The following is a 25,140-nucleotide window of genomic DNA, read 5'->3' as shown; positions in this document are numbered from 1 at the left end:
TGCCCGGCGCCCGGGAGGACCTCCCCCGTCCCGTTCCGGCTACCAGACCTTGTGCAGCGTGAACAGGTCGGCCTGGAACTGCATCTGGACGGCGTGCGCCGCCCACCACCCGCCCTGGACGGCCACCCAGCTGTTGCTGTGCTGGGCCTGGAGCGCGACCAGGTCGGTGCCCGGGACCGGCTTGCTCCAGAACACCTGCCGCGTGGCCGTGCTGCACCCCTCGGTGAGGAGCCAGGCGCCGTCGCCCTCGTACCCGTGGTCGACGGCCAGGCACCACCAGCGCGCGTGGTCCTTGAGCTGGTAGAACCTGCTGCCGGGGTGGTCGGGGTCGGGCCGGCTGCAGAGCTGCCACTGCTGGACGGCCTCCCCGTCCCACGGGGCCTGGATGATCGAGCCGTGCTCGCCCCGCTCCTGCGAGACCTGGAGCACCATCCGCTCACCGCCGTACGTGTGCGGGGTGAGGATCCGGTACCCGCCGCCCTCGCAGCTGTAGCCGTCCATCGGGTCGGCCGACGCGGCCGGCGCCCCGACCGTCAGCAGCGCGCCGACGGTGACGGCCGCGCCGAGGACGGCACCGAGGCGGCGGGCGGCCCCGCTCCTGCGCTTCGTCATGCTCTTCCCCTCCTGGTCGTACCTGCGGGTCGTCACTTGCACAGCTCCTTGCGGGCCGCGGCCCGGACGGTGCCGGCGGGCTCGGGCGACGGGCAGGAGACCGTGCCCTCCTCCGGGAAGTTGAAGGTCGTGTACTGGCCCGTGCCCGTCTGGCTCGCGTTGATCCAGTAGCCCGAGGCCGCGCCGGACCGGGCGCACAGGTACCGCGACCACTCGCCGTCGACCCGCAGGACGCCCCGGTAGATCCCGTAGTAGCCGGGCGCGTTCAGGTTGACGACCCGGCTCAGCTCCGTGGTCCGGGTGCTGGTGCGCTCGTTGGCGACCTGAAACCCGACCTTGACGCCGACCTCGGACAGGGTGGACTTGTAACCGGCGCTGAAGTCCGCGGTGTTGTTGATCTTCGTGGTGACCGTGTTCAGGACGCTGAGGCGCTGCGTCTGCTGCCCGGTCGTCCCGGGCGTGATGTTGAACGAGGTGAACTCCGTGATCACCGGGGTGATCGTGGCGGAGGTGATGTCGTCCCAGACGCTCTCGATGTTGGGGTTGCAGGTGGCCCCGGGCGGCGGGGTGGCGTGGGCGGGCGCCGCGCCGAGCCCGAGGCCCGTGACCGCGAGGACCGCGGCGAAACCCGTGGTGAGGCCCGTGGTGAAGACGGCCCGCCGACGCTTGGGGGCGGGAGACGTGATGGTCATGCGGAGATCCCTCCGGTAGGGGGAACGGTCCCGAACTGACTACCGGAATCCTCGGGTGCACCCCGGCACGGCTTCCATCCCAGCAATCTGGAGGGGAAGCCGCACCGGGGCGGCGGCGTTCCGCTACGCGATGCCGAACGGCGCGGCCCAGCGGGCCGTTCCGGACGGCAGCGGGTGGCGCTCGGCGTCCAGGCTCAGGGCCATCCACGCCTCGTCGGGCGCGTCGAGGGTGGTGCCCGGAGGCGGCGCACACCGTTTTCGGGCAGCCCGGGCAGCCCGGGCCGAAGACCTGCGCCAGGGCCGTCCGCGCCGCCACCCGCCCGTCCCGTGCACGCCCTGGCACCCTCAGCGGGAGACCCGGCTCGCCGGGCGCTGCGCGACGGCCAGCGAGACGGCCTCCAGCGCGCTGGTGAACGAGACCTCGCTCAGTACGCCCGGCGCCGCCACCTGGTCGCCCACCAGGTACACGCCGTCGCCCCGGTCGACGGCCGGGCGGTCGCGCCAGCAGGTACCGGGCAGGTCCACCGCGCCGGTCCGGCCGCCGGCCACCGCCGTGCGCCGCCACACCACGCGCTCGCGCCAGCCGGGGAAGCCCAGGTCCAGCAGCCGTTCGGCCCGGGCGGTCCCGTCCTCCTTCCGCCCGCCCGGGGCGAGCGGGAACTGGGCCTGGATCAGCTCCTCCCCGGCAGGCGCCAGACTCCCGTCCTGTGCGGTGAACCGCTCCACCCACCCCGGGCCGTCCAGGTCCGAGACGAAGAACGCGTCGCCGCGCCGCGACCGCACCGCCAGGTCGAGCAACAGCGTCCGACCGCTGTGCCAGACCAGGCCGTCGTCGCCCAGCAGCCGCCGCGCCGAGTCCAGGGAGGTCGCCACGATCACCGGGCCGCCCCCGACCGGAAGGTCGTCCACCCGGGCGCCCGTCTCGATCCGCACACCCAGCTCGCGGGCCCGCGCCGCCATCCGGTCGATCACCGACTGCCAGCCGCCCACCGGGTACCGCGCCTCCGGCAGGAGGCTCGCGGACCGGCGGAGCCGCTCCTGGACGAACGCCGCCGACAGCAGTCCGGGGTCGTGGTGGAACGTGGCGACGGCCACGAAGTTCGCCGCCGCCCGCGCGGTCCGCTCACCCGCCACCTCGCTCGCCCAGCCCAGGAAGGTCCGGCCCACCGGGGCCCCGCGCCGCCGCGCCAGCCGCGTGAGCCCGACCGGCGGCAGACGGTGCAGCCCGCCGTCCCGGTGGTAGCGCATCCGCAGGGCCTCCGCCGCCGGGATCCGGGCCAGTGGCCCGACCAGCCCGCGCTGCCGCAGCCACGTCCAGTGCGGCCCCCGGCGGTAGAACGCGTGCGGGCCCTCGTTGGTCCGGTACGGCGCCTGCGCCGTCCGGGCCCGCCCGCCGAGCGTTCCGTGCGCCTCGTGCAGGGTGACCGCAGCCCCCGCCTCGGCCGCCGAGATCGCCGCCGTCAGTCCGCCGAAACCGCCGCCGACGACCGTGATGTGCTGCGCCATGTCCTGTGCCCCTCCGGGTGCCGGGCGGCCGCTTCCGGCCGCCGTCGCCAAGGGGACGGAGCAGCCCGCCGGAATGTGACAGCCGATCCGCAGAGGACTGCCCCGGCCTCGTCCCGCCGCCCGGCTGCTCCGCTCCGGCGCTTCCGGCGGCACCGCCGGACCCGGCGCCCGGGAGGCGGGGTGGGCGGCTCTCTGAAATCCTGGCCGCGCCGTACCGCGGTGCCGCCGTACCGCGGTGCCCGCAGCACCGCAGTGTCCGACCGCACCCCGCGAGGAGCCGGCATGTCCGGAATGTTCGACACGAGCGTCGAGGTCGACCGGCCGGTGGAGCACGTCTTCGCCTACCTGGCCGACGGCCGCAACGACCCGGAGTTCAGCCCCCGGGTCCAGTCGATCGAGAAGACCCCGGACGGCCCGACCGCCGTCGGGACGGTCTTCCGCAGCACGGTGAAGGACGCCGGGGTGAAGAGCTCCCGGGAGTTCCGCATCACCGCGCTGGAGCCGCCGCACACGATCCGCTGGACCGAGCAGAGCAAGAACCTGATCACCGCCGAGGGCGGCTACGACCTCGAACCGCTCCCGGGCGGCGGCACCCGGGTCCGGATCTTCAACGAGCTGGACGGCCACGGGCTCGGCAAACTCCTGGTGGCCCCGGCGCTGCGCGCGGCCCGCAAGGACGCCCCCGACTTCGGCCGCCGCATCAAGGCCGCCGTCGAGCGGTCCTGACCCCCTCGGGCCCCGCGGCCCCCGGGCACGCGGGGCGCGGCGGGCAGGTGGGTCCGGTGCCGGGCCGGCCGCTCAGGACGCGGCGTGGAGGGACGGCGGGGTCGAGGACAGCCCGGCGCGGTGGGCGAGGGCGGCGGCCTCGCCGCGGGAGCTGACGTCCAGCTTGGCCAGGATGTTGGCCACGTGGAACTTCACCGTCGACTCGCTGATGTGCAGGGCCTGGGCGATCTCCCGGTTGCGGCGGCCCTGGGCGAGCTGGTCGAGGACCTCCAACTCCCGCGGCTGAAGGCCCTCCAGGGGATCCACCGAGGTGACCGGGGCCGCCGCCACGTTCAGCGGCAGGTCGACGGTGACCGTCGTGCCCCAGCCGGGGACGGCGTCGACCGTCAACCGGCCCGCCAGGGCGGCGATCCGGTCGGCGGTGCGGTGGACGGCGAGCGCGTCGGGGGTGAGCAGCCCCGGGCCGTCGTCTCGGACGACGGCGCGCAGCGTGCCGTCCACGAACTGCCAACTCACGTGCAGGCGGCCCAGACCGTCCTGCTCCAGCATGGCCAGCACGGTGGAGCGGACGGCCGCCCGCGCGGTGTGCGCGGTGTCGGCGGGGACGGACCGGTCGCCGGCCGTCGGCGCCAGCAGGTCCAGCCGGACCGGACTGTGCCGGAGCAACGGCCTCAGCACGTCGGCGAGTCGGGCGAACGCGGTGGCCGCGGGCTCCTCGCTCAGCTCGCGGTCGAGGTCGGCGGCCCCGCGCAGGTCGAGCAGGGCGGTGACGGCCAGGTCGGTGGCACTGCGCCGGGCGGTGGCGTCGTCCAGGGCGGCGGCGCGCAGCGGCGCGAGGATCGCCGAGAGCGCGGAGGCGTGCGCACCGCTCAGTTCGGCGATCGCGCGGGCCCTGGCGGCGGCCGAGGCGCGGGAGGCGGCGGCATGCGCGGGGGCGGCGTCGATGGCCCGGTGGTGGGAGTGCGTGGTCACCAGCTCCCAGAGCTGCTGGAGCAGGGCGAGCGGCAGCTCGGGCAGCGGGGCGAGGGGCCCGGCGGTCGCCCGCACCAGTACCAGCAGCGCGCCGTTGCTGCCGGCCGGTGCCGACGCCACCGCGACCGCCGGCCGCGACCGCCCGGCCAGGACGGCCTCACCCTGCCACGGCCGGCCCGGCGGCACCGCCTCGGCGACCCGGGCCAGCTCCGGGCTGGTGATCCGGGTGGACAGTTCCTCGGGGCCGAAGGCGCTGGCCGGTGAGTAGGTGCAGACGCCGCTGAGCTGGGCGAGCGCGACGTGCGGGACGAGGTCGGCGGTCACCTCCGAGAGCCTCGGCATGATCGCCGGCCGGGGCGTGCGCAGCACCTCGACGACCCGGGCCAGCGCGCCCTCCGGCCGGTCCCAGGACCACGCGGCCCGCTCGCCGCCGGGGGCCCGGTCCACCGTCCGGGCGGGGTTCGTCGACCGGGTCTCGGCCGTTCGGACCGGTGCCGCCGTCCGGGCCCGGCCCGTTGCGCGTGCCTGTTCCACCATGCCGTCCAGCGTAGACCGGGCCCGCCCGGTTCGGCCTGGCCGAACGGCCAGGCCGAACCGGCCGAACGACCGGCGGGGGATCGCCTCCACCACGGACAGGCTGGGACCGTCACCTCGGCGCCGCACCCGACACCGAGGCCCCGGCAGAGACAGACGAGAGAACGGTGGAATCCCCATGACCGACGCCGATCCCGGCACCCTTCCGACCAAGGCCATCGGCTTCGCCGAGTACGGCGGCCTCGACGTGCTGCGCCCGATCGAGATCGAGGTGCCCGCGCCCGGCGCCGGCCAGGTGCGGATCGCCGTCCGCGCCGCAGGCGTGAACCCGCTGGACCACAAGGTGCGTTCGGGTTCGATCACCGAGTTCTTCCCGGTCACCTTCCCCGCCGTCACCGGCTACGAGGTGGCGGGCGTCGTGGAGGCGGTGGGCGAGGACGTCACCGCGTGGCAGGTCGGTGACGAGGTGTTCGGCGCGGTCCACGGCGGCGGCTACGCGGAGCACGTGCTGGCGGCGGCCGACAAGCTGGCCCGCAAGCCCGCCGGGCTGGGCTGGGAGCAGGCCGCGGCGATCCCGGTGGCCGCCGAGACCGCGTGGCGCTCGCTCGACCTGCTGGCCGTCGAGCCGGGCGGGACGCTGCTGGTGCACGGTGCGGCGGGCGGGGTCGGCACGATCCTGCTGCAGTTCGCCCGGCAGCGCGGGATCCGGGTGATCGGCACCGCGAGCGAGGCCAACCACCCGCACCTGCGCGATCTGGGCGCCGTCCCGGTCGTCTACGGGGACGGTCTGGCCGGGCGGGTGCGGGCCGCCGCCCCGGAGGGTGTGGACCGGGTCCTGGACGCGGCGGGCCTCGGCGGCGTTCTGCCGCTCTCCGTCGAGCTGGCGGGCGGACCGGAGAACGTGCTGGCCATCGCCGACTGGCAGGGCGCCGCCGAGCACGGCGTGCGGTTCACCGGCGGCACCGAGCCGGCCGACTACCAGGGGCCGGCCCTGGCGGGTGCGCTCGCCCTGTTCGAGGGGGACGGGTTGGTCCTGCCGTTGCACCGGGTCTACCCGCTGGCGGAGGCGGCCGAGGCGCAGCGCGAGAGCGAGGGCGGCCACGTCCGCGGCAAGATCGTCCTCACGGTCGGCTGAGCCGCTGAGCCGCTGAGCCGCTGAGCCGCTGAGCCGCCGATCGCCGATCGCCGAGTCGCTGAGGGGGGGCGGGTCGGCCGCCTCGCCGGCTGCCTCGTTCGGTGACCGTCGTCCCGGCGCGGCCGGCCGGTCAGTCCTCGGCGCCGTAGCGGGCCAGGTACGCGGAGAACCGGGCGACGTCCTCGTCCGACCAGTCGGTGAAGCGGGCGGAGAAGGAGACCCGCCGGTGCTCGTTGGCCTCGCGCAGCAGGGTCAGGCCGGCGTCGGTGGCGCGCAGGATCTGGCCGCGCTGGTCCTCGGGGTCGGTCTCCCGGCGCAGCAGGCCGAGTTTCTCCAGCGCGGTGACCTGGCGGCTGACGGTGGACTTGTCGAGCATGAAGTGCGCGGCGACGTCCGCGGCCCGGCAGCCGCCGCGCTCCGTGATGAGGTCCAGGATGCTGTACGTGACCAGGGAGAGGTCCGGATGCAGCTGCGAGGCCTTGTGGCGGGCCCGGCGGGCGAAGGCGGTCAGCTCGCGCTGGATGGTGTCGATCGACGTCTCGCGGTCGGGCATGGTGGACCCACCTCCTCGGCTTCCGATATTTGTTGCACTATACAACGAGTTTGTGTGCGGTGCGACGTGCCTGCCAGGCTCGGGCGGCCGCGATCCGGCGCGTTGCGCTCGGGTGAGTGGCGAACAGTAGTTCAAGCACCCGGGGCGGGTCGACGTCGGACACGTTGGTCAGGGCCAGTCTGCGCTGCATCGCGATGAATTGCTCGGCGTCCGAAGTGAGTTCGAGGGCGTGCCGGTCGGCCCGGACCTCGACGCGGCGGCTCACCGCACACTGCACCGGGCCGGACAGCGCGCCCAGCAGCGCCGCGCACGCCGCCAGCAGCGGCAGCGAACGGGGGTCGGCCGCGTCCGCGGCGCCCGCGGCCGACAGCAGCGGGCCCCGGTCGAGGGCCAGGCCCAGCAGTGCCACCACGACCGCCGCCCCCACGGCGCCCAGCACCGTGCCGGTCAGCACGTCCCGGTGCTTCACGTGCCCCAGCTCGTGCGCCACCACCAGCTCCACCTCGCGCGGCTCGGCGGTGGACAGCAGCGTGTCGTACACGACGATCCGCCGCGTCGCGCCGAGTCCCGAGACGTAGGCGTTCAGCGCCGTCGTCCGGCGCGACGCGTCCGCCACCAGGACGTCCCGCACGCGGACGCCGTCCCGCTCGGCGAGAGTCAGCAGCGCCTCGCGCAGCGGGCCCGGCTCCATCGGGGTGAACCGGTTGAACACCGGCTCGACGAGGAGGGGGTAGAGGAAGGAGAGCGCCGCCGTCAGCAGCGCGGCCGCGCCCGCGGCCGGCACCCACCAGTGCTCCGGCGACCGGTCGGTGAGCGCGTACAGGCCGAAGGCCGTCGGCAGGACCAGGGCGAGGGTCAGGGCGAGGCCGCGCGCCAGGTCCGCGGCCCAGCCGGCCCAGCCCTGGGTCACCAGGCCGAACCGGGTCCGCACCGACCGGGCGCCCGCCCCGAACGGCAGCTGAGCCGCCCGGCCGAGGAGCACCAGCGCACCCGCTCCGGCCAGCACCTCCGCCGTACGGGAGCCGCCGAACCAGCGGCCCACCGCCGTCACGAGCCCGGCCCCGGCGGGGGTCAGCCCGAGCGCGAGGGTCAGCGCCAGGCCGGTGAGCCGTCCGCCCAGCGCCCACGGTAGCCCGGCGCGGCGCAGCGCCCGGCCGCGGGCGCGCTGGGCGGGGGTGAAGTCGGACTCGGGGGAGGCCGGCGCGGGGGCGGGGCCGGGCTCGGTGCCGCCCGGGTGTGGTCGGACAGAATCCGTCATCTGTTATCCGTCATCCGAAACTCGTCAGCTGCCGGCCGTCGTCTGTCGGCCGTTGCCTGTCTGCCCTTGCTTGTCGGTCCGTGCCTGTCGGTCCGTGCCTGTCCGGCGGCCCTTGCTCGCCGGCCGGGCAGCCCCCGGCCGTGCGGGCCGCCGGGTATCAGCATGGCACCCCCGTGCCCGGCCCGCGGCGCCACGGGTGCCCGCGCGGAGCGCCCTGGCATCTGGCACGCCGGCCACCTCGTCGGCGAGTTCCCGCACGAGACCAACGAGGGTGCCAGGGCCGAGTCCTACATCACGCCGGAGAACGACACCCCGCTGCGCCGCACCGACCGGGCCGGCCGGGTCTGCCACTGGATCCTGGAACTCCATCTGGTCGACCGGGAGCGCGGGTTCGGCGGGTTCTACGAGCAGTTGCTCGACCTGGCCTGAGCCGGGAGGAGCCCGCCACCGCCCCGCCCCGCCGCAGCCGTTCCGCGAGTCCCGTCCACCCCGTCCGCCCCACCCGTCCCGTCGGTCGCACGGGTGGGGCGGGGCGGGGCGGACACCGGGCGGCGGGCGGGCGCGGTTCGTGGAGGCGTGGCGGAGGGGGAGTGGGGGAGTGGCGTAGGCTGACCGCGCTCTTGGACCGACCCACGGGGGGAACACATGCGCCGTGCCGCGGCCGCCGTCGCACTGCTGCTCGGGCTGATACCCGTCGCCGCCTGCGGACCGGACGACCCCGACCCGGCCACCGTCAAGGCGGCCAAGGAGGCCAAGGCCGCGAGTGCGGCGGCCGAGGCGGCGAAGGCGGCCCCGGAGGCGTCCGGCACTCCGGACGACCCGACCTCCTCCGACGGCGCCGACGCGGCTCCCCGTCCCGACGGCAGCATCACGGTGGCCTTCGCCGGCGACGTGCACTTCGAGGGCCGCACCGAGGCCCGGTTGGGCGTGAAGGCGCCCGAGACGGCGCTCGGCCCCATCGCCAGGACGCTCTCGGCCGCCGACCTGGCCGTGCTCAACCTGGAGACCGCGATCACCGAACGCGGTGCCCCCGAGGCCAAGACCTACACCTTCCGCACCTCCCCCAAGGCGCTCACCGCGCTGAAGGGCTCGGGCGTCGACGTGATCTCCCTCGCCAACAACCACGCCGTGGACTTCGGCGCCGAGGGCCTCACCGACACCCTCGCCGCCCAGGACTCCTCGCCGGTCCCGATCGTCGGCTTCGGCCGCAACGCGCAGGAGGCGTACGCCCCGTACGTGTCCACCGTGCGCGGGGTGAAGGTCGCGGTGGTCGCGGCCAGCCAGGTCGAGGACCTCACCAACCAGAAGTGGCGCGCCGGCGCCAACAAACCCGGCATCGCCTCGGCGCTGGACGCCGCCGCGCTGGTCAAGGCGGTCGAGACGGCGAAGAAGCAGGCGCCGGTGGTGCTCGTCTACCTGCACTGGGGCGACGAGGGCAAGGCCTGTCCGACCAACGCCCAGACCACCATCGCCCGGAAGCTCGCCACCGCCGGCGCCACGGCCGTGGTCGGCACCCACGCGCACACCATGCTCGGCTCCGGAATGCTCGGCGCCACCTACGTCGGGTACGGCTTCGGCAACTTCCTCTGGTACGGCACGTCCAACTACGCCAACTCCAACGAGACCGGCGTGACGACGCTGACGGTCAGCCCGACCGGGAAGGTGCTCGGCGAGGCGTTCGCGCCGGCGACCATCGACGACAAGGGCGTACCCGTCCCGCAGTCCGGCGCCGCGGCGACCGCCGCCCTCAAGCGGCGCGACGGCCTGCGCGGCTGTACGGGGCTGACCCCCGCACCGAGCCCCACGCGCTGACCTCCGCGCGCCTGGTCCCTCGCGCCGGGTCCCGCGCGCCGGGCGGGCCCTCCGGTGCCCGGCGGACGTCATCCCTTGTGGTCGGACTCGCCGTGCTTCCAGTAGCCCTTGCTGTGGACGCGCTCGCGCGGAAGCGACCAGTCCGTCAGCAGGTGGCGGCGGACGACGGCGACGGCGTGGGCCTCGCCGGCCAGCCAGGCGGCGGTGCCGGCGGGGATGTCGGTGGCGAGCAGGGTGTCGGCGAGCAGGCTGCCCTTGGTCTGCTCCGGGCGCCGGACGAGCCAGTGACCGGTGAGGCCGGGTCGGGCGGGGAGGGGAAGGTCGTTCCCGGGGCCACCGATCTCGACGAAGAGGGAGACCGGGATCCCCGGCGGAAGGTCCTCGACGATGGTGAGCGCGGCGGGCAGGGCACTCTCGTCGGCGGCGAGGAGGACGTGTTCGGCCCCTTCGAAGGAGGGGCGGCGACCACGCGGTCCGGCCAGCTGCGCCCGGTCGCCGGGGCGGGCGACGGCGGCCCAGCGGGCGAGCGGGCCGTTGTCGTGGAGCACGAGGTCGATGTCCACCTCGCGGTCCGCCGGTCGGTGGTGGCGGATGGTGTAGGCCCGGGAGTGGCCTTCGGGGATCGCCAACTTGACCCACTGGGTGGGGTGTTCGATGGGGAGGTCGCTCAGGGTGGGGCCGGTGAAGGTGATCCGGGTGAGCGCCGAGGTGAGCGGCGTGACGGCGGCGACCCGGACGTCGTAGGTCGGGCGGGTGCGGTTGAGCATGGTGACTCCTGAACGGGCCCGGAGGTGAACACGGGCCGGAGTGAGGGGAGTTGGTGAGGGCGTGGAAGGTCAGCGCGGAAGGTGCCGGTCGAGCAGCGCGTCGACGAACGCGGTGTCGAGAGGGCGGCGCAGGACCAGGGCCCGGTGGTAGAGCGGGGCGAGCAGGGCGTCGAGCAGCAGGGCGGCCCGCTCGTCGGGGTCGTCCCCCGTGGGGTCCAGGCAGGCACGGGTGTGGGCGACGTCGCGGGCGCGCAACTCGTCCAGGAAGCCACCGTGCAGCAGGTCGGCCGTACGGGAGTCGAGTTGGGCGTGGCCGAGGAGGGCCTGAAGGACCCGGCCGGCCGGCGCCTCGCCGAGGAAGGCGGCGAACCGGTGGACGTAGGCGCGCAGGTCGGCGAGGGTCGACGGGGAGTCGGGCCAGGCCAGTGCGGTGGAGGCGTCCAGGACGAGATTGTCGAACAGGATGTCGACCTTGGACTTCCACCAGCGGTAGATGGTCTGCTTGGCGACCCCGGCCGCAGCGGCGATGCCCTCGATCGTGAGACCTTCGAAGCCCTGCTCCACCAGGAGGTCGTCGGCCGCGTTCAGCACGGCCAGGCGCGCGGCCTCACTGCGGCGGCTGCTGGAGCTGCTGCCGGTGGCGGGTCGGGGCTGGGCGGCGATGGTGCTCGGGTCCTTGTGCGGGGGCGGCTGGCCGGGGGTGTCGATCGTGGTCATCCTCTCATGCCTCCTCGGCCAGGGCCGCCGACGGACCTGCGGTGTTCGCTCCGGTCGGACCCGGGGTGCCGGCCGGACCCGGGGTGCCGGACTCCTCCGCCCCCGTCGCCTCGCGGGTCCGTCGGACCAGGCCGGCCGCGACGCCCACCGCCAGTGCCGCGACCACGGCACTGAACGTCACCCCGCCCGTGCGCAGCCCGGTGGCCTGGATGAGCACGCCCACGCCGATGACCGGCACCGAGAGCATCGAGAACAGCACGGCGAAGAAGGTGGACACCGTCTCGCCGCGCCGCTCGGGGGCGACGCCGCCGTTGATGGTGCCCAGCCCGGTGCCGATGGCGGTGCCGGTGGCGAGTCCGTTGACGCAGGCGCCGAGCAGCAGTGGCGCCAGCGTCCCGGTCAGCAGCGCGCCGGCGATCAGGGCGGCGGCCAGCACCAGTCCGGCGCACGCCAGCGGCAGGGTGCGGGCCGGGGGGAGGACGCGGACGAGCAGCTGCCCGACGGCGGTGGAGAGGAAGGCGAGCGCGACGACCAGGCCGGTCAGCGCGTGGTTGTGCAGGTCGAGCACGGTGGCGAGGAAGAGCCCGCTGACCGCCGTCAGCACGCCGCTCACGGCGAAGCCGGAACCGCCGGCGAGTGCGGCCCGCAGGAAGGCGGGGCGGATGTCGGCCGGTATGCGCAGGGGCTGGAAGCGGAGGCGGATCCCGCCGGCGCGGATCTCGGCGGGGACGGTCTCGGGGACGGCGGACAGGCCGATCAGGGCGATGCCGGTGAGCACGAGGGTCACCGTCCAGGGCAGTCGGAGCGGCGAGCCGGCCCATTCGGCGAGGATGCCGGAGAACAGGGTGCCGCCGGCCAGGCCGCCCATGTTGGCGGCGAGCGCCAGGGTCTGGGCGCGCAGCCGTCGTTCGGGCGCGGCGAGGTCGAGCAGGGCCGCGGTCGCGGCGCCGGTGATCAGTGCCGCGCCGAAGCCTGAGAGCACCCGGGCGGTGAGCAGCCAGGGCAGCGAGTCGGCGGCCTCGAACAGTCCGGCCGCGGCCGCGGCGAGCAGCAGGGCGGTGGCCATGACCGGGCGCCGGCCGATCTGGTCGGACAGTCGGCCGAGTGCGAGCAGTCCGGCGACGACGCCCAGCGCGTAGACGGCGAAGATCACCGTGACCATGAACGGCGAGAACCCGAAGGCGTGTTGGTAGAGCGAGTAGAGCGGGGTCGGGACGGTGGTGCCGGCCATGGTGACCCAGAACGCGAGGGCGACGGCGGCCCGGGCGAGCGGGGCGGAACGGCCGGGCGGGCCTGTGCGGCCGGGCGGGGCGGAGGGCATGCGGAGGCTCCTCTGAGGAGAAGGAGAGCAGGGGGAGGGTGGTGGCGGCCGGTCCGTGCCGGTGGGCGGGACGATTCGCGAGAATGGACGCAACGTTGCGTCTCGACCGGACCGTAACATTAGACGCAACGTTGCGTCCACCTTCGGGTGCGCCCGGCGTCCTGTGGGCCCTCGCGGTCCGACCCGGAAGCCGTGAAGGACCTCTCGGCGGAATCGTTCGATTGTGTTAGGTTAGGCTTGCCTAATGTTGCTGGTCGGAGGGGATTTCCTGTGCAGCAGTCCGCATTCGCCGCCTCGGCCGCCGCTCACAGACTGGGGGAATCCAGGTGACCACGGTGCATCACGCCCCCGCCGGGGCGGACCACGCCGTCATCGGCGCGGCCAGCGGACTGCTGGGTCAGTACCGGGCCGCTCCCGACCAGGCGTTCTTCGCCTCCCCGACCCGCACGCTGCTCGCCGAGGGCGTGCACGCCGAGGTCCCGCAGGACGGCCGCCCGCTGCCCGTCCGGGTCGCCGAAACGCTCGCGCAGGCCCGCCGTGACGGCGTGGAGAACCCGCTGGTGGTGGGCGCCGTGGCGTTCGACCACGACAGCCGTGCCGAACTCGCGGTCCCCGTCAGGGTCCGCGCCTGCGGCGCGCTGTGCGACGACCCGCTGATCGCGCTGCCCGCCCCGCCCGCCGACCGGGTGCAGTGGGACGTCCGGCCGGTGCCCGCGCCGGAGACCTACGGCGCCGGCGTCGCCGAGGCCGTCCGACGGCTCCAGGAGGGCGAGTTGAGCAAGGTGGTGCTCGCCCGGACGCTGGAGCTGAGCGCCGCCGAGCCGCTCGACCTGCCCGCCATCCTCCAGCGCCTCGCGCGGCGCGACCCCGGCGGCTACACCTTCGCGCTGCCCGCAGGGTCCGGCCGCACCCTGATCGGGGCCAGCCCCGAACTGCTGCTCTCCCGCCGGGGCGTCGCCGTCCTCGCCAACCCGCTGGCCGGCTCCGTCCCGCGCAGCCCGGACCTCGGGGAGGACGTCCGCCGGGCCGCCGCGCTCCTGGAGTCGCCCAAGGACCTGCACGAGCACGCGGTCGTGGTCGACGCCATCAGCGCCGCGCTCGCCCCGTACTGCCGCACCCTGGACGTGCCGGAACGGCCCACCCTGGTGCGCACCGCCGCGATGTGGCACCTGGCCACCACGATCACCGCCGAACTGGCCGACCCGGCCGTCTCCGCCCTGGAGCTGGCCACGGCCCTGCACCCGACCCCGGCGGTCTGCGGCACGCCGACACCGCTCGCCCGGGAGGCGATCCGCGAGATCGAGCCGTTCGACCGGGGCCTGTACGCGGGGATGGTCGGCTGGGGCGACGCGAACGGCGACGGCGAGTGGGTCGTCACCCTGCGCTGCGCCGAGGCCGACGAACGCACCCTGCGGGTGTACGCGGGGGCCGGCGTGGTCGCCGCCTCCCGGCCCGAGGCCGAACTCGCCGAGACCAGCGCCAAGTTCCGCACCTTCCTGGACGCCGCCGGGGTGCCGCGGTGAGAGGGGCGGCCGACGGCCCCGGGGTGAGCGGGCCGGCGCGGCCGGGTGCGCCGGCCCGGGCGGCGTAGCCGGGCCGGCCCGGGCGGCCCGAACGGCAGCTCGCCCCACCCAGAGACTCCGGCGGCGCGCCCCTCCTCACGGGGCGCGTCGCCGGGACGCACCCGGCCCGCGCCGGTTCGCCGGGCGGGTCCGCCCCCGGACGACGTGGCGCGTCTCCCGTCGGGTTCCGACGGGTGGCGCCTGCACGGTCCCCGGTTCGTGCCGTCAGGTGAGGTTCGCCCCGACGCCCACCGCTGCGGGCGCGGGCCGCGGACCGGTCATCCGGTCCATGACGGGCCGGCAGATCGCGCCCGTCGCCAGCACGATCACGGCGAGGGCCAGCCAGCCGGGCAGCCCGAGGGCGAGCGGGAGCGCGCTCAGGACGGCCGGTGACACGCCCTCGGCGAGCCCGTGCCCGAGGCCGAACACCCCGGCGTACTGGCCCTGTGCCTCGGCCGGGGCCAGCCCGAAGGAGTACTCGGCGGCTGCGGCGGTGTGCCAGATCTCGCCGAGCGTGTAGGCGGCCATCCCGGCGGCCAGGGCGACGGTGGCGAGCCAGCCCGGGGGAGTCCCGGCCACCGCCATCAGGATCAGGCCCGCCGCGACGGCCAGCCCGGCCCGGCGCATCGCGTTCCCGGCGGACGGCACGTCGGCGACGCCCCGGCTGAACCGGACCTGGAGGACGACGACGAGGACGGTGTTCAGGACGAGTACGCCGGAGATGGTCCAGCGCGGCGCCGCGGTGTGGTCCGCGATCCAGAGCGGGAGCAGGAACGTCGGGACCGCGAAGTGCAGGGACATCACCGCGTTGACCGCCGTCGCGGTCAGGTAGGTGCGGTCGCGCAGCGCCGCCCAGCCGCGGCCGGAGACTCCACCGGGCCCGGCTGCGGACTCGGTTGCGGACTCGGAGCCGGTCACGGTGGCGGGCGGGGCTCCCGGGTCGGCGGCGTGCGCCGCGTCGGTCGTGACCGCGGGGCCCTCCAGGGTGAACGGCGGGAGCCGGAGCAGGATCAGCCCGGAGACGAGGTACGTCAGGGAGCGGGCGATCATGACGGTGAGGAAGGCCGCCCGGGTGTCCACCTGGACGGCGAAGCCCGCCGCGACGGCGCCGAGTGCGATCGCGAGGTTGCCGACCGACCGCAGGTAGCCGCGGAACACGGCCGGCGAGTCCCCGCCGAACGCGCGGACCAGCGGTGCCAGGGTGGACCAACTCGCCGCGACCACGGCGCCGGAGAGCACCGAGACCGCCAGGTAGGTCCAGAACGCGTCGACCAGCAGGAGACCGGTGTTGACCACCGTCCCGCACACCGCGACGACGAGCTGGACGCGCTTGGGCCCCCACCGGTCCGCCAGCCGGCCGACGTACACCCCGGCCAGCAGGCCCGTCATCGCCGCCGCGAACAGGCCCACGGCCACCTGGGAGGCGGGCAGTCCGACGATCCGGGTGAAGAAGAGCGCCCCGGCGGCGACCGACATCCCGGTGCCCAGGCTGTGCACGAAGGAGGTGAGCGCGACCACCCGCTGCCCCCGGTCGGACGGCAGCAGCGCGGCCGACAGCCGGGCCGCGCCGGGCCGGCCCGCCGGCGGGCGGGACCTCGTCACCGCCACAGGGTGTCCCCGAAGTCGGCGCCCGGCTGCCAGGCCCGCTGGAACTCCCGCCGCCCGCCGGTGGTCAGGTGCTCGGGAAGCACCCACAGCCGTTCGTCGAACCAGCGCCGGACCTCCTCGAAGCGCCCGGTGAGCTCCTCGACCGACTCCGCGACGACCATGAACTGCCCCACCCGCTGGCTGGTGTTGGCCGGCCCGGCCGCGAACCGGGTGCCGACCGGGTGCTCGACCCGCGCGAACTCCACCTGCGGCAGGGCGACGAGGTCGGCCGCCGTCGGGCAGCCGAGCAGCGTCCCCGGCCGGCCGGGCAGGTAGGTGCCGCCGAAGATCTCCGGCCGGACCTCGGGCTTGATCTCCGGGCGGGCGCCGAGCGCGATCCGGACGGCGCACTCGGCGACGTTCACCCCGAACTTCGCCTGGATCTGCTCGTGGATCAGCCCGCCGCCGCGCCGTGCGGCGCACTCGCCGAAGGTCAGCGACCCGGACGCCGCGTCGTGGAAGAGCTCCATGTGGAACGACCCGTCGTGCAGGCCCAGCGCCCCGAGCGCGGACTCGACCACGCCCCGGGCCCGCTCGTACACCCAGGCCTCCCGGACCGGGTCGAAGTGCCGCAGCCACAGCGGCTGTCCGCTCTCCAGCGCGGTGAGGCAGGGGTCGCCGTAGGCGCCCACGGCGAGGAACAGCAGCTCCCCGCCGAAGACGACCCCGTCCACGAACCACTCGTCGCCGCCGATGTGCTCCTCCAGCAGGAACGTGCGCTGGGCGGGCTTCTGCTGCCGGTACTCCTCGCTCCGCGCCCGGAGCTCCTCGACGGACCGGACCGAGGAGGTGAAGGACGTGGCGGCCCCGGCCACCGGCTTCAGGACGGCGGGCGAGAACGGCAGCTCGTCGAGGTGGGTGACGTCGAGGACGTCGTCGACGACCAGGTAGTCCGCGGTGGGCAGCCCGGCCCCGCGGACCGCGCGCTTCTGCAGCGACTTGTCGCGGAACCGGATCGCCACCTCCGGGTCGAGTCCCGGCAGCCCGAGGTGGCGTGCCAGGACGCCGGCCGTGACCATGGAGAACTCGTCGGAGGTGTGGACGGCGTCGAAGCCGTCGGCGTCCGGCCCGGCCCGGCGCAGTGCCGCCAGGACGCTCTCGACGCTGCTCTGGTCGTCGACGTCCAGCACGGTGAGCTCGGGCGGCACGCTCATCAGCCCGTCGTCCCGGGACGCCGCGCCGCGGACGACGACGGCGTCCACGTCCAGGCGGACGCACGCGTCGAGGGTGTACCGGTCCAGTCCCACGACGAGCAGGCGAGGTCGGCGATCAGCCATGATTGTTCCTTCGGTTCTGCGTGCGTCCCCAGTCCTCCAGGGCGGCACGGTCCAACTTTCCGTTCGGCGTCAGCGGCAGGGCCGCGACGGCCACGGCACGGGCGGGCACCAGGAACCCGGGGAGCACCGCGGCCAGGGCGGCGCGCACCCCGAGCGGGTCGGCGGAGCCGGCCGCACGGTCGGCCTCCTCGTCCGGCCGCACGGTGTAGGCGAGCAGCAGCGACTGGCAGCTCCCGTCGGCCTCGCGGACCGGGACGGCGGCGCAGTCGAGGACGCCGGGGACGGCGCGCCCGGCGCGCTCCACCTCGGCGGGCTCCACGCGGTAGCCGCGGAGCTTCACCTGGCGGTCCCCGCGGCCGAGATAGTGCAGCAGGCCGTCGTCGTCCACCCGTCCCCGGTCGCCGGTGCGGTACACCCGGGTGGGCACGCCGTCGACGGTCAGGGTGCGGAACTTCTCCGCCGTCAGACCGGCCTGTCCCAGGTAGCCGTGGGCCAGGCCCTCGCCGGCCACGCAGATCTCGCCCTCCTTTCCGGGCGGGCAGATCTCGCCGAAGCCGTCGCCGAAGCCGTCGCCGAAGCCGTCGCCGAAGCCGTCGCCGTCCGCGCCGCTGTCCGCTCCGGCGTCCGCTCCGGCGTCCGCGAGGACGAGGAGCCGTGTCCCGGGAGCCGCCGTGCCGAGCGGCACGCCGTCGGGCCGGTCGCAGTCCGGGAGCGAGACCCGGTGCCAGGAGACGAACATGCAGCACTCGACCGGCCCGTAGCAGTTCACCAGCGGGACCGTCGGATGGGCCCGTACGAACCGGCCCGCGTGGGCGCCGGACATCGCCTCGCCGCTGACCAGGACGGCCCGCAGACCGGTGAAGCAGCCCGGGTCCACGTCGACGAACAGGTTGAACAGGGAAGTCGGCAGGTGCACCGTGTCGGCACCGTGCCCGGCGACCGCCGCACGCAGCGAATCCGGGAGGAAGAGCGGGGCGCCCGGGCCGGGGAGGAGACACGTCCCGCCCGCGACCAGCGTGCCCCACACCTCCAGCGCGTACATGTCCCAGGCCGCGTTCGACACCTGCGGCATGACGTGGCCCGGGCCGAACGACGCCGGGCCGGTCCCGTCGAACAGCCGCAGTGCCGCCCGGTGCGGCAGGACCACGGCCTTCGGTGAACCGGTGGTCCCCGAGGTGAAGATGACCATGGCGGGGGACTCGCCGTCGGCCGCCCGCCGCACCGGTGCGCCCGCCCGGTCCGCGAGTTCGGCCGGCGGTTCCAGCGGCGGCGTCCAGACGGGGAAGCCGTGCCCGTCCGTCGGGCCGGGTCCCTCCGGCCCGGGGTCCTGCGCCCCGGCCAGGTCCGTCACCGCCCGGGCGGCCACCGCCTCGTCCGCCACCGCCAGCGGCGACCGCAGCCGTCCGACCAGCGACGCCAACCGCGCGGGGGGCCACCCCGGATCGAGCACGGAGTAGGCCGCGCCGCACTTCAGCAGGGCCAACTGGACGATGACCAGGCGCGCGGACCGGGGGAGGATCACGGGGACCAGGCTTCCCGGCCCGATGCCGAGGTCCGTGAGGAGCGACGCCAGGTGGTCGGCCGCGCGGTCGAGGGTCCGGTAGGTGACGGTCGTTCCGGGCTCGACCAGCGCCGGACGGTCGGGCGTCAGCAGGGCCCGGCGGGCCACCGCCGCGTGGAGGGTCCGGTTCATCTAGACCTCCCCGGCCGGCAGGACGGCGAACGGGCAGCGGAGCAGGGACAACGCGAGGTCCTGCACCGCGAAGACGGTGAAGTGGTGCTCCTGGGGCGGGGCCGACGCGTCGAGGTGCACCTCGAAGACGGCACTCGGCCGCCCCGCCCGCGGGTCGGACCCGGCTGCCCCCGGTCCGACGGCCTGGACCGGCGGCGAGACGGCGGCCCGGACGCTCCACGGCAGGAGCACGCCGACCTGGACAGGCCCGGGGCGCGACGGCACGACCGGCACCTCGATCCGCAGCGTCCCGCCGGCGGGGACGGTCGCGGCGGAGGCGGCACCGAGCAGCCGCGCCGCGCCGTCCGTCCAGTAGCCGACCGGGCCGCAACTCAGGCAGACGTGGGCGGTGGTGAGCGGGACCCGGGAGGTGAACCCGCGGCGCGGGTACTGCCAGGCCTCCCGCCCGCACAGGACGCAGGGGGTGGTCACCGCCTCGGTCCGCGCGACCGAACTCCGGTCGCCGAAGAAGCGGGGGAACTCGGAGAGCGGGTCGTCGGGCCGCTCCGACATGCGGACGGCGATCGCCCGGTCGAGCACCCGCGCCTCCTCCCGGAGCGTGCCGACGAACGCCTCCCGGTCGGCGGCCGGACCCATGACCGGCCGGACGGCCGTCAGCTCGGCCCGTTCCGCCAGCTGCCCGAGCGGCTCTCGCAGCGGGTGCGCGGCCGGCAGCATGCCGGTCATGAGGAACCCCTGGGCCCGGGCCGAGAGGCCGCCGACCCACCCGGCCTGCTCGGTCGCCGACTCCACGGCCGACCCCGCGGCCGCCTTCCCGGTCGGCCCGCCGTCCGGCTCCACGGCCGACTCCACGGCCGGTGCCCCGGCCGGTTCCTGGGGCGACGAGGCCCCCGGGTAGGCCGAACTCGGCAGCCCCACCTGGATGAACGTGGGGTACGGGTGCAGGGCGTACAGGCTCGCGTTCAGCCGCCGGGCGGTGCTCCCGTCCCCGTCCGCCGAGTCCAGCCAGACGAGGTTCTCGACGCGGGCCGACTGGTGCATGGAGAGCGCGGCGACCACCGCCTGGGCCGGGCCGTCGACGGCGTTCAGGAGCAGCTGGTAGCGGGGGTCGTAGGTGGCGAGGTCCGCCAGGGCGCCGCTGTCGCAGCCGCTGAGCACCAACTCGGCGGCCCGGACGCGGTGGGCGGGGATCAGCTTGTCCTCGGGCTTGTAGCAGCCCCGGCCGTACGAACAGGTGGGCCCGGACCGGCCGGGGCCGGCGGCCGGGCTGAGCCCGCACACCGTGTGCGCGCCGAGGTTGATGCTGTCCTCGGTGCCGTGCCCGCTGACCAGCACCCGTCGCCAGACCCGCTCGGCGGTGAGGCGGACCAGGTCCGCGCCGCTGACGGTGCGTGCGTCGTGATAGGTCGCGGAGGTGGCCACCGGCCGGGTGTCGAGGTCGGTGAACAGCCCGGTCGCACCGTCGGGGTGGACCTCGCCGTACTGCTTGGCGATCGCCCAGGTGAGCGAGTGGAGGTCGCGGCCCGTCAGCAGGAAGACGTCCCGGCCGCGGGCGTACGCGTCCACCAGGACGGGGCCGATGACGTCCATCCGGAGGTCCTCGTACCGGCCGAGGACGACCAGCGGGCCGTCGTCCGCGGGCGGCGCGCCGGTGGTGCGGCCGGCCCCGTGCGCCGCCGGCGCGCCGTGCTCGGTCCAGTGCCGGGCGAGCGGGCGGGCGAACGCGCGGATCGTCGCCGGCACGTCCCCCACCACGACCCCCGCCGCGCACACCGGCGGGCGCCGCCGGGCCGGGTAGAGGCCCGCTGCGAGGTCGAGGGCCGCCAGGAGGTCGGAGCGGTCGCCGATCCACACCGGGACGGCGTCCTCCGCCCCGGACCCGAACGCGGCGACGGCGCGCGCGAAGTCCGCCGCGCCGGACACCGCACGGAAGATGCCCGGCACTCCCGCCAGGTCGTCGGTCCCGCTCGTGCCACCCGTGCTGCTCGTGCCACCCGTGCCGCTCGCGCGGGAAGTGCGGTCGGTGTCGTCAGTGCCGCTCATGCCACCCCGTCGTCGTTGACGATCGCGGCGGCGAGCGCGTCGACCGTGCGGTGTTCGAAGATCACCCGCAACGAGAGGTCGCGGCCGAGTTCCTCCCCGAGCCGGGAGGCGGTGCGGATCGCCCCCAGCGAGTGACCGCCGAGCTCGAAGAAGTCCTGGTCGGGGTCGATCCGGTCCACGCCGAGCACGTCCCGCCAGACCTCGGTGATGTGCTCGACCAGTTCCGCCCGCGGCGACCGCCCCTCGTCGGGTCCGCTCAGCACGGCAGGAAGGCGAAGTCCTCGCCGACCTCGCGGGAGAGGACGAAGAACTTCCTGGCGCGCTCGGCGATGTCGATCAGCTCCGGGTCGCCGGACTCCCGGGTGATGTCGACCAGCCAGTCCCACGAGGCCCCGATCGGCACCTCCTCGGCGAAGTGGATCCGGCCGAGCAGGAACGCGATGTCCTTGATGTTGTACCGGGAGACGACGGTGCCCAGGGCGCGCAGCCGTTCCGGCAGGTCCGCGGCGGCCGGCCGCCGCTCCACCAGGGCGGGTTCCAGGTCGGGCCGGTACAGCTCGGGCCGCGCGAAGATGTCGGCGGGCCGGAAGCCCGGACCGGCAGCGAAGTCCAGGCAGAGCGACCAGCGGCTGCGCGAGGACATGTTCATCCCGGCGTGGATCTGGGCGGCGTCCAGGAACCACACCTCGCCCTTGCGCATGTGGAAGACCATGTCCTCGTCGGAGTTGACGGCGTGCTCGTTGTCCTCCAGGAAGACGATCACCCGGAAGAACTCCGTGACGTCCCCGGCCTCGATGAAGTCGCGGTGCGGGATGATCGAGAACTCGGAGACGTTGCGCCCGCGCACCATCGTCAGCCGGCTCCCGTCGAACCACTCGGCCAGCACCTCGCGGAGGTACGGGACCTCGTCGAGCAGCTCGGTGGGCTGCCCCGGCCGCTGCTCGTGGCCGTACCAGAAACCGTCGCCGTGGTCGCCGGAGGCGTTCCACAGGTTGAGGTTCAGCCAGGTGCCGGTGGTGAACACCTGGTACGGCTCCTGCGGGACCGGGAGGCTCGCCAGGCGGGCGACGTCCTTGGCGAGGCGCTCGTCGTCGAACGGGATGCGGCCGAGTATCACGGAGGCCATGGAGAGGCGTGCCCTTCTGTTCCAGAGGCCGGGGAGGGGTCGGGTCAGAGCTCGAAGCCGGCCGGGAACGGGTCGTCGGGCGACAGGAAGTACTGCGCGGTGCCGGTGATCCAGGCCCGTCCGGTGACGGTCGGCACGACCGCCGGACGGCCCGCGACCGTCGTCTCCTCGACCAGGCGGCCGGTGAACTTCGAACCGATGAAGGACTCGTTGACGAAGTCGGCGCCGATCGCCAGCTCGCCGCGTGCGTGCAGCTGCGCCATCCGCGCGCTGGTGCCCGTCCCGCACGGCGACCGGTCGAACCAGCCCGGGTGGATGGACATCGCGTGACGGGAGTACGACGCGTCCGAGCCGGGCGCCTCGAAGTAGACGTGCTTCACACCGCGGATCCGGGCGTCCTCCGGGTGCACCGGCTCGTCGGTCGAGTTGATCGCCTGCATGGTGGCCAGCCCGGCGGCCGTGATCTCGTTCTTGGCCTTCCGGTCGAACGGCAGCCCGTAGTCGTCGAGCCGCACGATCGCGTAGAAGTTGCCGCCGTACGCCACGTCGTAGCGGACGGTGCCGAACCCGGGCACCTCCAGCTCGGCGTCCAGCCGCTCCGCGAAGGCGGGCACGTTCCGCAGGGTGACGTGCTTCGCGACCCCGTCCGTGACCGCCACGTCGACCACGACCAGGCCGGCCGGGGTCTCCAGGCGCACCGTGGTGACCGGCTCGGTCACGGGGACCATGCCCGTCTCCACCAGTACGGTCGCCACACCGATCGTGCCGTGGCCGCACATCGGCAGGTAGCCGGACACCTCGATGAACAGCACCCCCCAGTCCGCGTCGGGCCGGGTCGGCGGCTGGAGGATGGCCCCGCTCATCGACGCGTGCCCACGGGGCTCGGTCACCAGCAGGGTGCGGATGTGGTCGAGGTTGTCGCGGAAGTGGATCCGGCGTTCGGCCATCGTCGCGCCGGGGATCACCCCGACGCCGCCGGTGATCACCCGGGTGGGCATGCCCTCGGTGTGGGAGTCCACCGCGTGGAAAACTCGATTGGTGCGCATGTCGTCCCTCTGGGGTCTGGGGTTGGACGGGGGGCTGGGGTGTGGGGTCCGGGCGGAGCCCCGGTCAGGGGCGCCGCGCGGGATCCGGGCTCTGGTCGAGGTCCTCCTCGGAGAGCTGGATCACCCCGGTCATGTACGGTCGTGCCGCGCCGATCAGGCCGACCCGGTCGCCGGTCAGCTCGCAGTCGAGGCTGATCGTGCGGGTCCGGCCCAGCCGGGGCGAGAACTGGTGGGCGTGCAGCCGGGTCCGGCCCAGTCGCTCCGCCCAGTACGGGACGAGCGCGCAGTGCGCCGACCCGGTGATCGGGTCCTCGGGGATGGACAGCTTCGGCCCGAAGAACCGCGAGCAGAAGTCGGCCCCGTCACCCGGCGCGGTGACGACGACGCCCCGCAGGTCGAGCGCGGAGAGCGCGCGCGGGTCCGGCACCACCGCGCGGACCTGTGCCTCGTTCTCGTAGACCGCGATGTAGTCCATCGACCGGTAGACCGCCGTGGGTGCCACCGGTCCCAGCCCGCGGAGCAGGTCCGCCGGCGGGTCCACAGGAGTGAACTCCAGGGCGGGGAAGGTCAGCCCGAACCGGTCGCCGTCCCCCTGCCGGGCGACCACGAGCGGTCCGCTGGCCGAGTGGAACGTCACCTCGTTCCAGTCCGGCTCCAGGTGGGTCAGGACGACGTGGGCCGCGCCCAGCGTGGCGTGCCCGCACAGGTCCACCTCGGTGGCCGGGGTGAACCAGCGCAGGTCGTAGGCGTCCCCGTTCCGGACGATGAAGGCGGTCTCCGGGAGGTTGTTCTCCAGGGCGATGGCCTGCATGACGGGTGCGGGCAGCCAGCTGTCGAGCGGGCAGACGGCCGCCGGATTCCCCCACAGGAGCCGGTCGGTGAAGGCGTCCACCTGGAAGATCGGGATCCTGATCGCCGACGTGCTCACCGGCGCGCTCACCGGCGCGCTCGCCGTCGTGGTCGTCGTCGTGTTCGTCGTGCTGCTCGTCGTTGCGTTCGTCGTACTCACACGCCCAACCTCTGCTTGGCGTCGGCGAAGAACGGGATGTGACGGTAGTCCTTCGCCGCTTCGTCGTAGTCGGTGTACCGGTTGGTGAACTGCAGGAGCCGGTCCTGGACCTGTTCCGCCGGCTCACGGTGGATCCGTCGCTCGATGCCCTGGATCTCGCCGAGGAACTCGGCGAGGACGGCGGGCAGGCCCGGCCGCAGATGGATCAGGCCGCCGTGCACCCGGATGCCGTCCGCGGCGAGCAGGTAGTTGAACAGCAACTGCGAAGCGACGGCGTCGTAGTTGGGCCGGGGGATGCCCTCGACGGCGTAGCGCAGCAGCCGTTCGGACAGGATGTACTCGTAGGCGAGCCGTGCGTCGCGTTCCGAGAGGCCCGGGTCGTGGAGGCAGGCGAGCATCGCGGACACGTCGACCCGCAGCTCCTCCAGGCCGGCCAGTGGCTTCAGCTTCTTCACCGGGAGGAAGTCCGGGATGGGCATGTCGCCCTGCCGGTGGTGGTACTCGTGCAGCCGCACCCACCAGGACGACGCCTGCTCGACCTCCGCCGGCCCCGCCGTCTCGACCAGCGGGAAGGAGCCCGGTGCCATGACGTGCCGCGTGAGCAGGCGGGTCAGGCGCAGGTGCCGTTCCACGAACTTGTCGATGAAGTAGAAGATCAGGTCGCCGCTCTCCTGCCGGCCGTCGAGGTGGTTCTCCGGGAAGAGCGCCACGACCGGTCGGGCCTCGAAGCCCTTCGACATCCGCTCGATGGTGACCGGCAGGGTCGGGCTGGGGTACCGGACCTCCAGGCCCTCGTCGGTCGGCAGCGGCCGGTAGGCCAGGAAGTCCAGGGAGAGGGTCGGGAAGTAGGACGCGTCGAACAGGGAGAGGACGTGGCCGTCCTTCCTGCCGTTGATGTGCGCCTTGGTCCGGAGCAGCCGGGGGTCCTCGGTGAACGTCAGGACGTCCTCGGCCAGCGCCTGCGCGGCGGGCAGGTTCCGCAGGGCCGGTGACGAAGTCAGCTCGTGCGAAAGGCGTTTGAGGAAATCCTCGTCCCGCAGCTCGTCGCGCCGGACCGAGCCGCGCAGCGCGTTGACCGCGTCGACGACGTCGTTCAGTGGCTCGTTGTTCACTTGGTTCCGTACGTCCTTCC

At 74.6% G+C, this 25,140-nt stretch carries 22 protein-coding genes and 1 pseudogene; 5 read left to right on the top strand and 18 right to left on the bottom strand.

The features are described 5' to 3' along the window. Positions 1 to 39: 39 nt before the first annotated feature. The 3 genes from PUR56_RS27440 to PUR56_RS27425 form a co-directional block, all read right to left on the bottom strand. Positions 40 to 648: an RICIN domain-containing protein gene (locus PUR56_RS27440; RefSeq protein WP_329950878.1), complete on the bottom strand. Its 609-nt coding sequence runs from the start codon at positions 646 to 648 to the stop codon at positions 40 to 42. Beyond that, complete coding sequence (locus PUR56_RS27435) at positions 645 to 1,304, bottom strand: hypothetical protein (protein WP_329950877.1); 660 nt, start codon at positions 1,302 to 1,304, stop codon at positions 645 to 647. Before PUR56_RS27435 ends, PUR56_RS27440 begins: the two co-directional genes overlap by 4 nt. Before the next feature lie 345 nt (positions 1,305 to 1,649). Next, on the bottom strand, positions 1,650 to 2,810 hold the full coding sequence (locus PUR56_RS27425) for an NAD(P)-binding protein (protein WP_329950876.1): 1,161 nt from the start codon (positions 2,808 to 2,810) through the stop codon (positions 1,650 to 1,652). Positions 2,811 to 3,092: 282 nt separating this feature from the next. On the opposite strand from PUR56_RS27425, the gene PUR56_RS27420 reads away from it, so the two are divergent. Beyond that, the gene (locus PUR56_RS27420; protein WP_329950875.1) at positions 3,093 to 3,536 is read left to right on the top strand and encodes an SRPBCC family protein; all 444 of its coding nucleotides are present in this window, start codon (positions 3,093 to 3,095) and stop codon (positions 3,534 to 3,536) included. Positions 3,537 to 3,608: 72 nt separating this feature from the next. On the opposite strand, the gene PUR56_RS27415 is transcribed toward PUR56_RS27420, so the two are convergent. After that, positions 3,609 to 5,045, bottom strand: coding sequence for a helix-turn-helix transcriptional regulator (locus tag PUR56_RS27415; RefSeq protein ID WP_329950874.1), 1,437 nt, complete (start codon positions 5,043 to 5,045; stop codon positions 3,609 to 3,611). 175 nt (positions 5,046 to 5,220) lie between these two features. On the opposite strand from PUR56_RS27415, the gene PUR56_RS27410 reads away from it, so the two are divergent. After that, a complete protein-coding gene (locus tag PUR56_RS27410) occupies positions 5,221 to 6,177 on the top strand; it encodes a quinone oxidoreductase family protein (RefSeq protein WP_329950873.1) in 957 nt (318 codons plus the stop codon). Between the two features lie 130 nt (positions 6,178 to 6,307). Here PUR56_RS27410 and PUR56_RS27405 read toward each other — a convergent pair whose 3' ends face one another. Then, entirely contained in the window at positions 6,308 to 6,730 is a 423-nt protein-coding gene (locus PUR56_RS27405) for a MarR family winged helix-turn-helix transcriptional regulator (protein WP_329878265.1), read from the bottom strand. Between the two features lie 37 nt (positions 6,731 to 6,767). Continuing rightward, on the bottom strand, positions 6,768 to 7,988 hold the full coding sequence (locus PUR56_RS27400; RefSeq protein ID WP_329950872.1) for a M48 family metalloprotease: 1,221 nt from the start codon (positions 7,986 to 7,988) through the stop codon (positions 6,768 to 6,770). 216 nt (positions 7,989 to 8,204) lie between these two features. Here PUR56_RS27400 and PUR56_RS27395 point away from each other — a divergent pair. After that, positions 8,205 to 8,417, top strand: a pseudogene (locus PUR56_RS27395) (M24 family metallopeptidase); the annotation flags it as partial. A 216-nt stretch (positions 8,418 to 8,633) separates the two neighbouring features. Further along, a complete protein-coding gene (locus tag PUR56_RS27390) occupies positions 8,634 to 9,800 on the top strand; it encodes a CapA family protein (protein WP_329950871.1) in 1,167 nt (388 codons plus the stop codon). Between the two features lie 68 nt (positions 9,801 to 9,868). Here the strand turns inward: PUR56_RS27390 and PUR56_RS27385 are convergent, their stop codons facing one another. The 3 genes from PUR56_RS27385 to PUR56_RS27375 form a co-directional block, all read right to left on the bottom strand. Further along, positions 9,869 to 10,567: a siderophore-interacting protein gene (locus PUR56_RS27385; RefSeq protein ID WP_329950870.1), complete on the bottom strand. Its 699-nt coding sequence runs from the start codon at positions 10,565 to 10,567 to the stop codon at positions 9,869 to 9,871. 69 nt (positions 10,568 to 10,636) lie between these two features. Further along, positions 10,637 to 11,284, bottom strand: a complete 648-nt coding sequence (locus PUR56_RS27380; protein ID WP_329878257.1) for a TetR/AcrR family transcriptional regulator — start codon at positions 11,282 to 11,284, stop codon at positions 10,637 to 10,639. A 4-nt stretch (positions 11,285 to 11,288) separates the two neighbouring features. Further along, positions 11,289 to 12,605, bottom strand: a complete 1,317-nt coding sequence (locus PUR56_RS27375) for an MFS transporter (protein WP_329950869.1) — start codon at positions 12,603 to 12,605, stop codon at positions 11,289 to 11,291. A gap of 320 nt (positions 12,606 to 12,925) precedes the next feature. Here PUR56_RS27375 and dhbC point away from each other — a divergent pair, with 320 nt between their 5' ends. Next, positions 12,926 to 14,128 carry an isochorismate synthase DhbC gene (gene dhbC, locus PUR56_RS27370; RefSeq protein WP_329950969.1) on the top strand — a complete coding sequence of 401 codons (1,203 nt, stop codon included), beginning with the start codon at positions 12,926 to 12,928 and terminating at the stop codon, positions 14,126 to 14,128. A gap of 264 nt (positions 14,129 to 14,392) precedes the next feature. On the opposite strand, the gene PUR56_RS27365 is transcribed toward dhbC, so the two are convergent. The 9 genes from PUR56_RS27365 to PUR56_RS27325 form a co-directional block, all read right to left on the bottom strand. Continuing rightward, positions 14,393 to 15,769 (bottom strand): MFS transporter, encoded by a 1,377-nt coding sequence (locus PUR56_RS27365; RefSeq protein WP_329950868.1) that lies wholly within the window; start codon positions 15,767 to 15,769, stop codon positions 14,393 to 14,395. Continuing rightward, entirely contained in the window at positions 15,766 to 17,091 is a 1,326-nt protein-coding gene (locus PUR56_RS27360; RefSeq protein WP_329950867.1) for an ATP-grasp domain-containing protein, read from the bottom strand. The genes PUR56_RS27365 and PUR56_RS27360 overlap by 4 nt, the downstream gene beginning before the upstream one ends. Then, positions 17,084 to 18,784 carry an AMP-binding protein gene (locus tag PUR56_RS27355; protein ID WP_329950866.1) on the bottom strand — a complete coding sequence of 567 codons (1,701 nt, stop codon included), beginning with the start codon at positions 18,782 to 18,784 and terminating at the stop codon, positions 17,084 to 17,086. Before PUR56_RS27355 ends, PUR56_RS27360 begins: the two co-directional genes overlap by 8 nt. Continuing rightward, positions 18,785 to 20,827 (bottom strand): hypothetical protein, encoded by a 2,043-nt coding sequence (locus PUR56_RS27350; protein WP_329950865.1) that lies wholly within the window; start codon positions 20,825 to 20,827, stop codon positions 18,785 to 18,787. Continuing rightward, positions 20,824 to 21,090, bottom strand: coding sequence for a phosphopantetheine-binding protein (locus PUR56_RS27345; RefSeq protein ID WP_329878245.1), 267 nt, complete (start codon positions 21,088 to 21,090; stop codon positions 20,824 to 20,826). Before PUR56_RS27345 ends, PUR56_RS27350 begins: the two co-directional genes overlap by 4 nt. Then, a complete protein-coding gene (locus tag PUR56_RS27340; protein ID WP_329878244.1) occupies positions 21,084 to 21,953 on the bottom strand; it encodes an aspartyl/asparaginyl beta-hydroxylase domain-containing protein in 870 nt (289 codons plus the stop codon). The genes PUR56_RS27345 and PUR56_RS27340 overlap by 7 nt, the downstream gene beginning before the upstream one ends. A 44-nt stretch (positions 21,954 to 21,997) precedes the next feature. Next, positions 21,998 to 22,999 carry a proline racemase family protein gene (locus PUR56_RS27335; RefSeq protein ID WP_329878242.1) on the bottom strand — a complete coding sequence of 334 codons (1,002 nt, stop codon included), beginning with the start codon at positions 22,997 to 22,999 and terminating at the stop codon, positions 21,998 to 22,000. 64 nt (positions 23,000 to 23,063) lie between these two features. Continuing rightward, positions 23,064 to 24,008: a PhzF family phenazine biosynthesis protein gene (locus tag PUR56_RS27330; RefSeq protein WP_329950864.1), complete on the bottom strand. Its 945-nt coding sequence runs from the start codon at positions 24,006 to 24,008 to the stop codon at positions 23,064 to 23,066. Beyond that, a complete protein-coding gene (locus PUR56_RS27325) occupies positions 24,005 to 25,120 on the bottom strand; it encodes a DUF6421 family protein (RefSeq protein ID WP_329950863.1) in 1,116 nt (371 codons plus the stop codon). Before PUR56_RS27325 ends, PUR56_RS27330 begins: the two co-directional genes overlap by 4 nt. Between the last annotated feature and the right edge of the window lie 20 nt (positions 25,121 to 25,140).

This window comes from Streptomyces sp. BE303, assembly GCF_036290945.1.
Taxonomy (GTDB): domain Bacteria; phylum Actinomycetota; class Actinomycetes; order Streptomycetales; family Streptomycetaceae; genus Kitasatospora.
The sequence above is the reverse complement of the archived record's forward strand: the minus strand, read 5'-3'. Positions and strand labels throughout refer to the sequence as shown.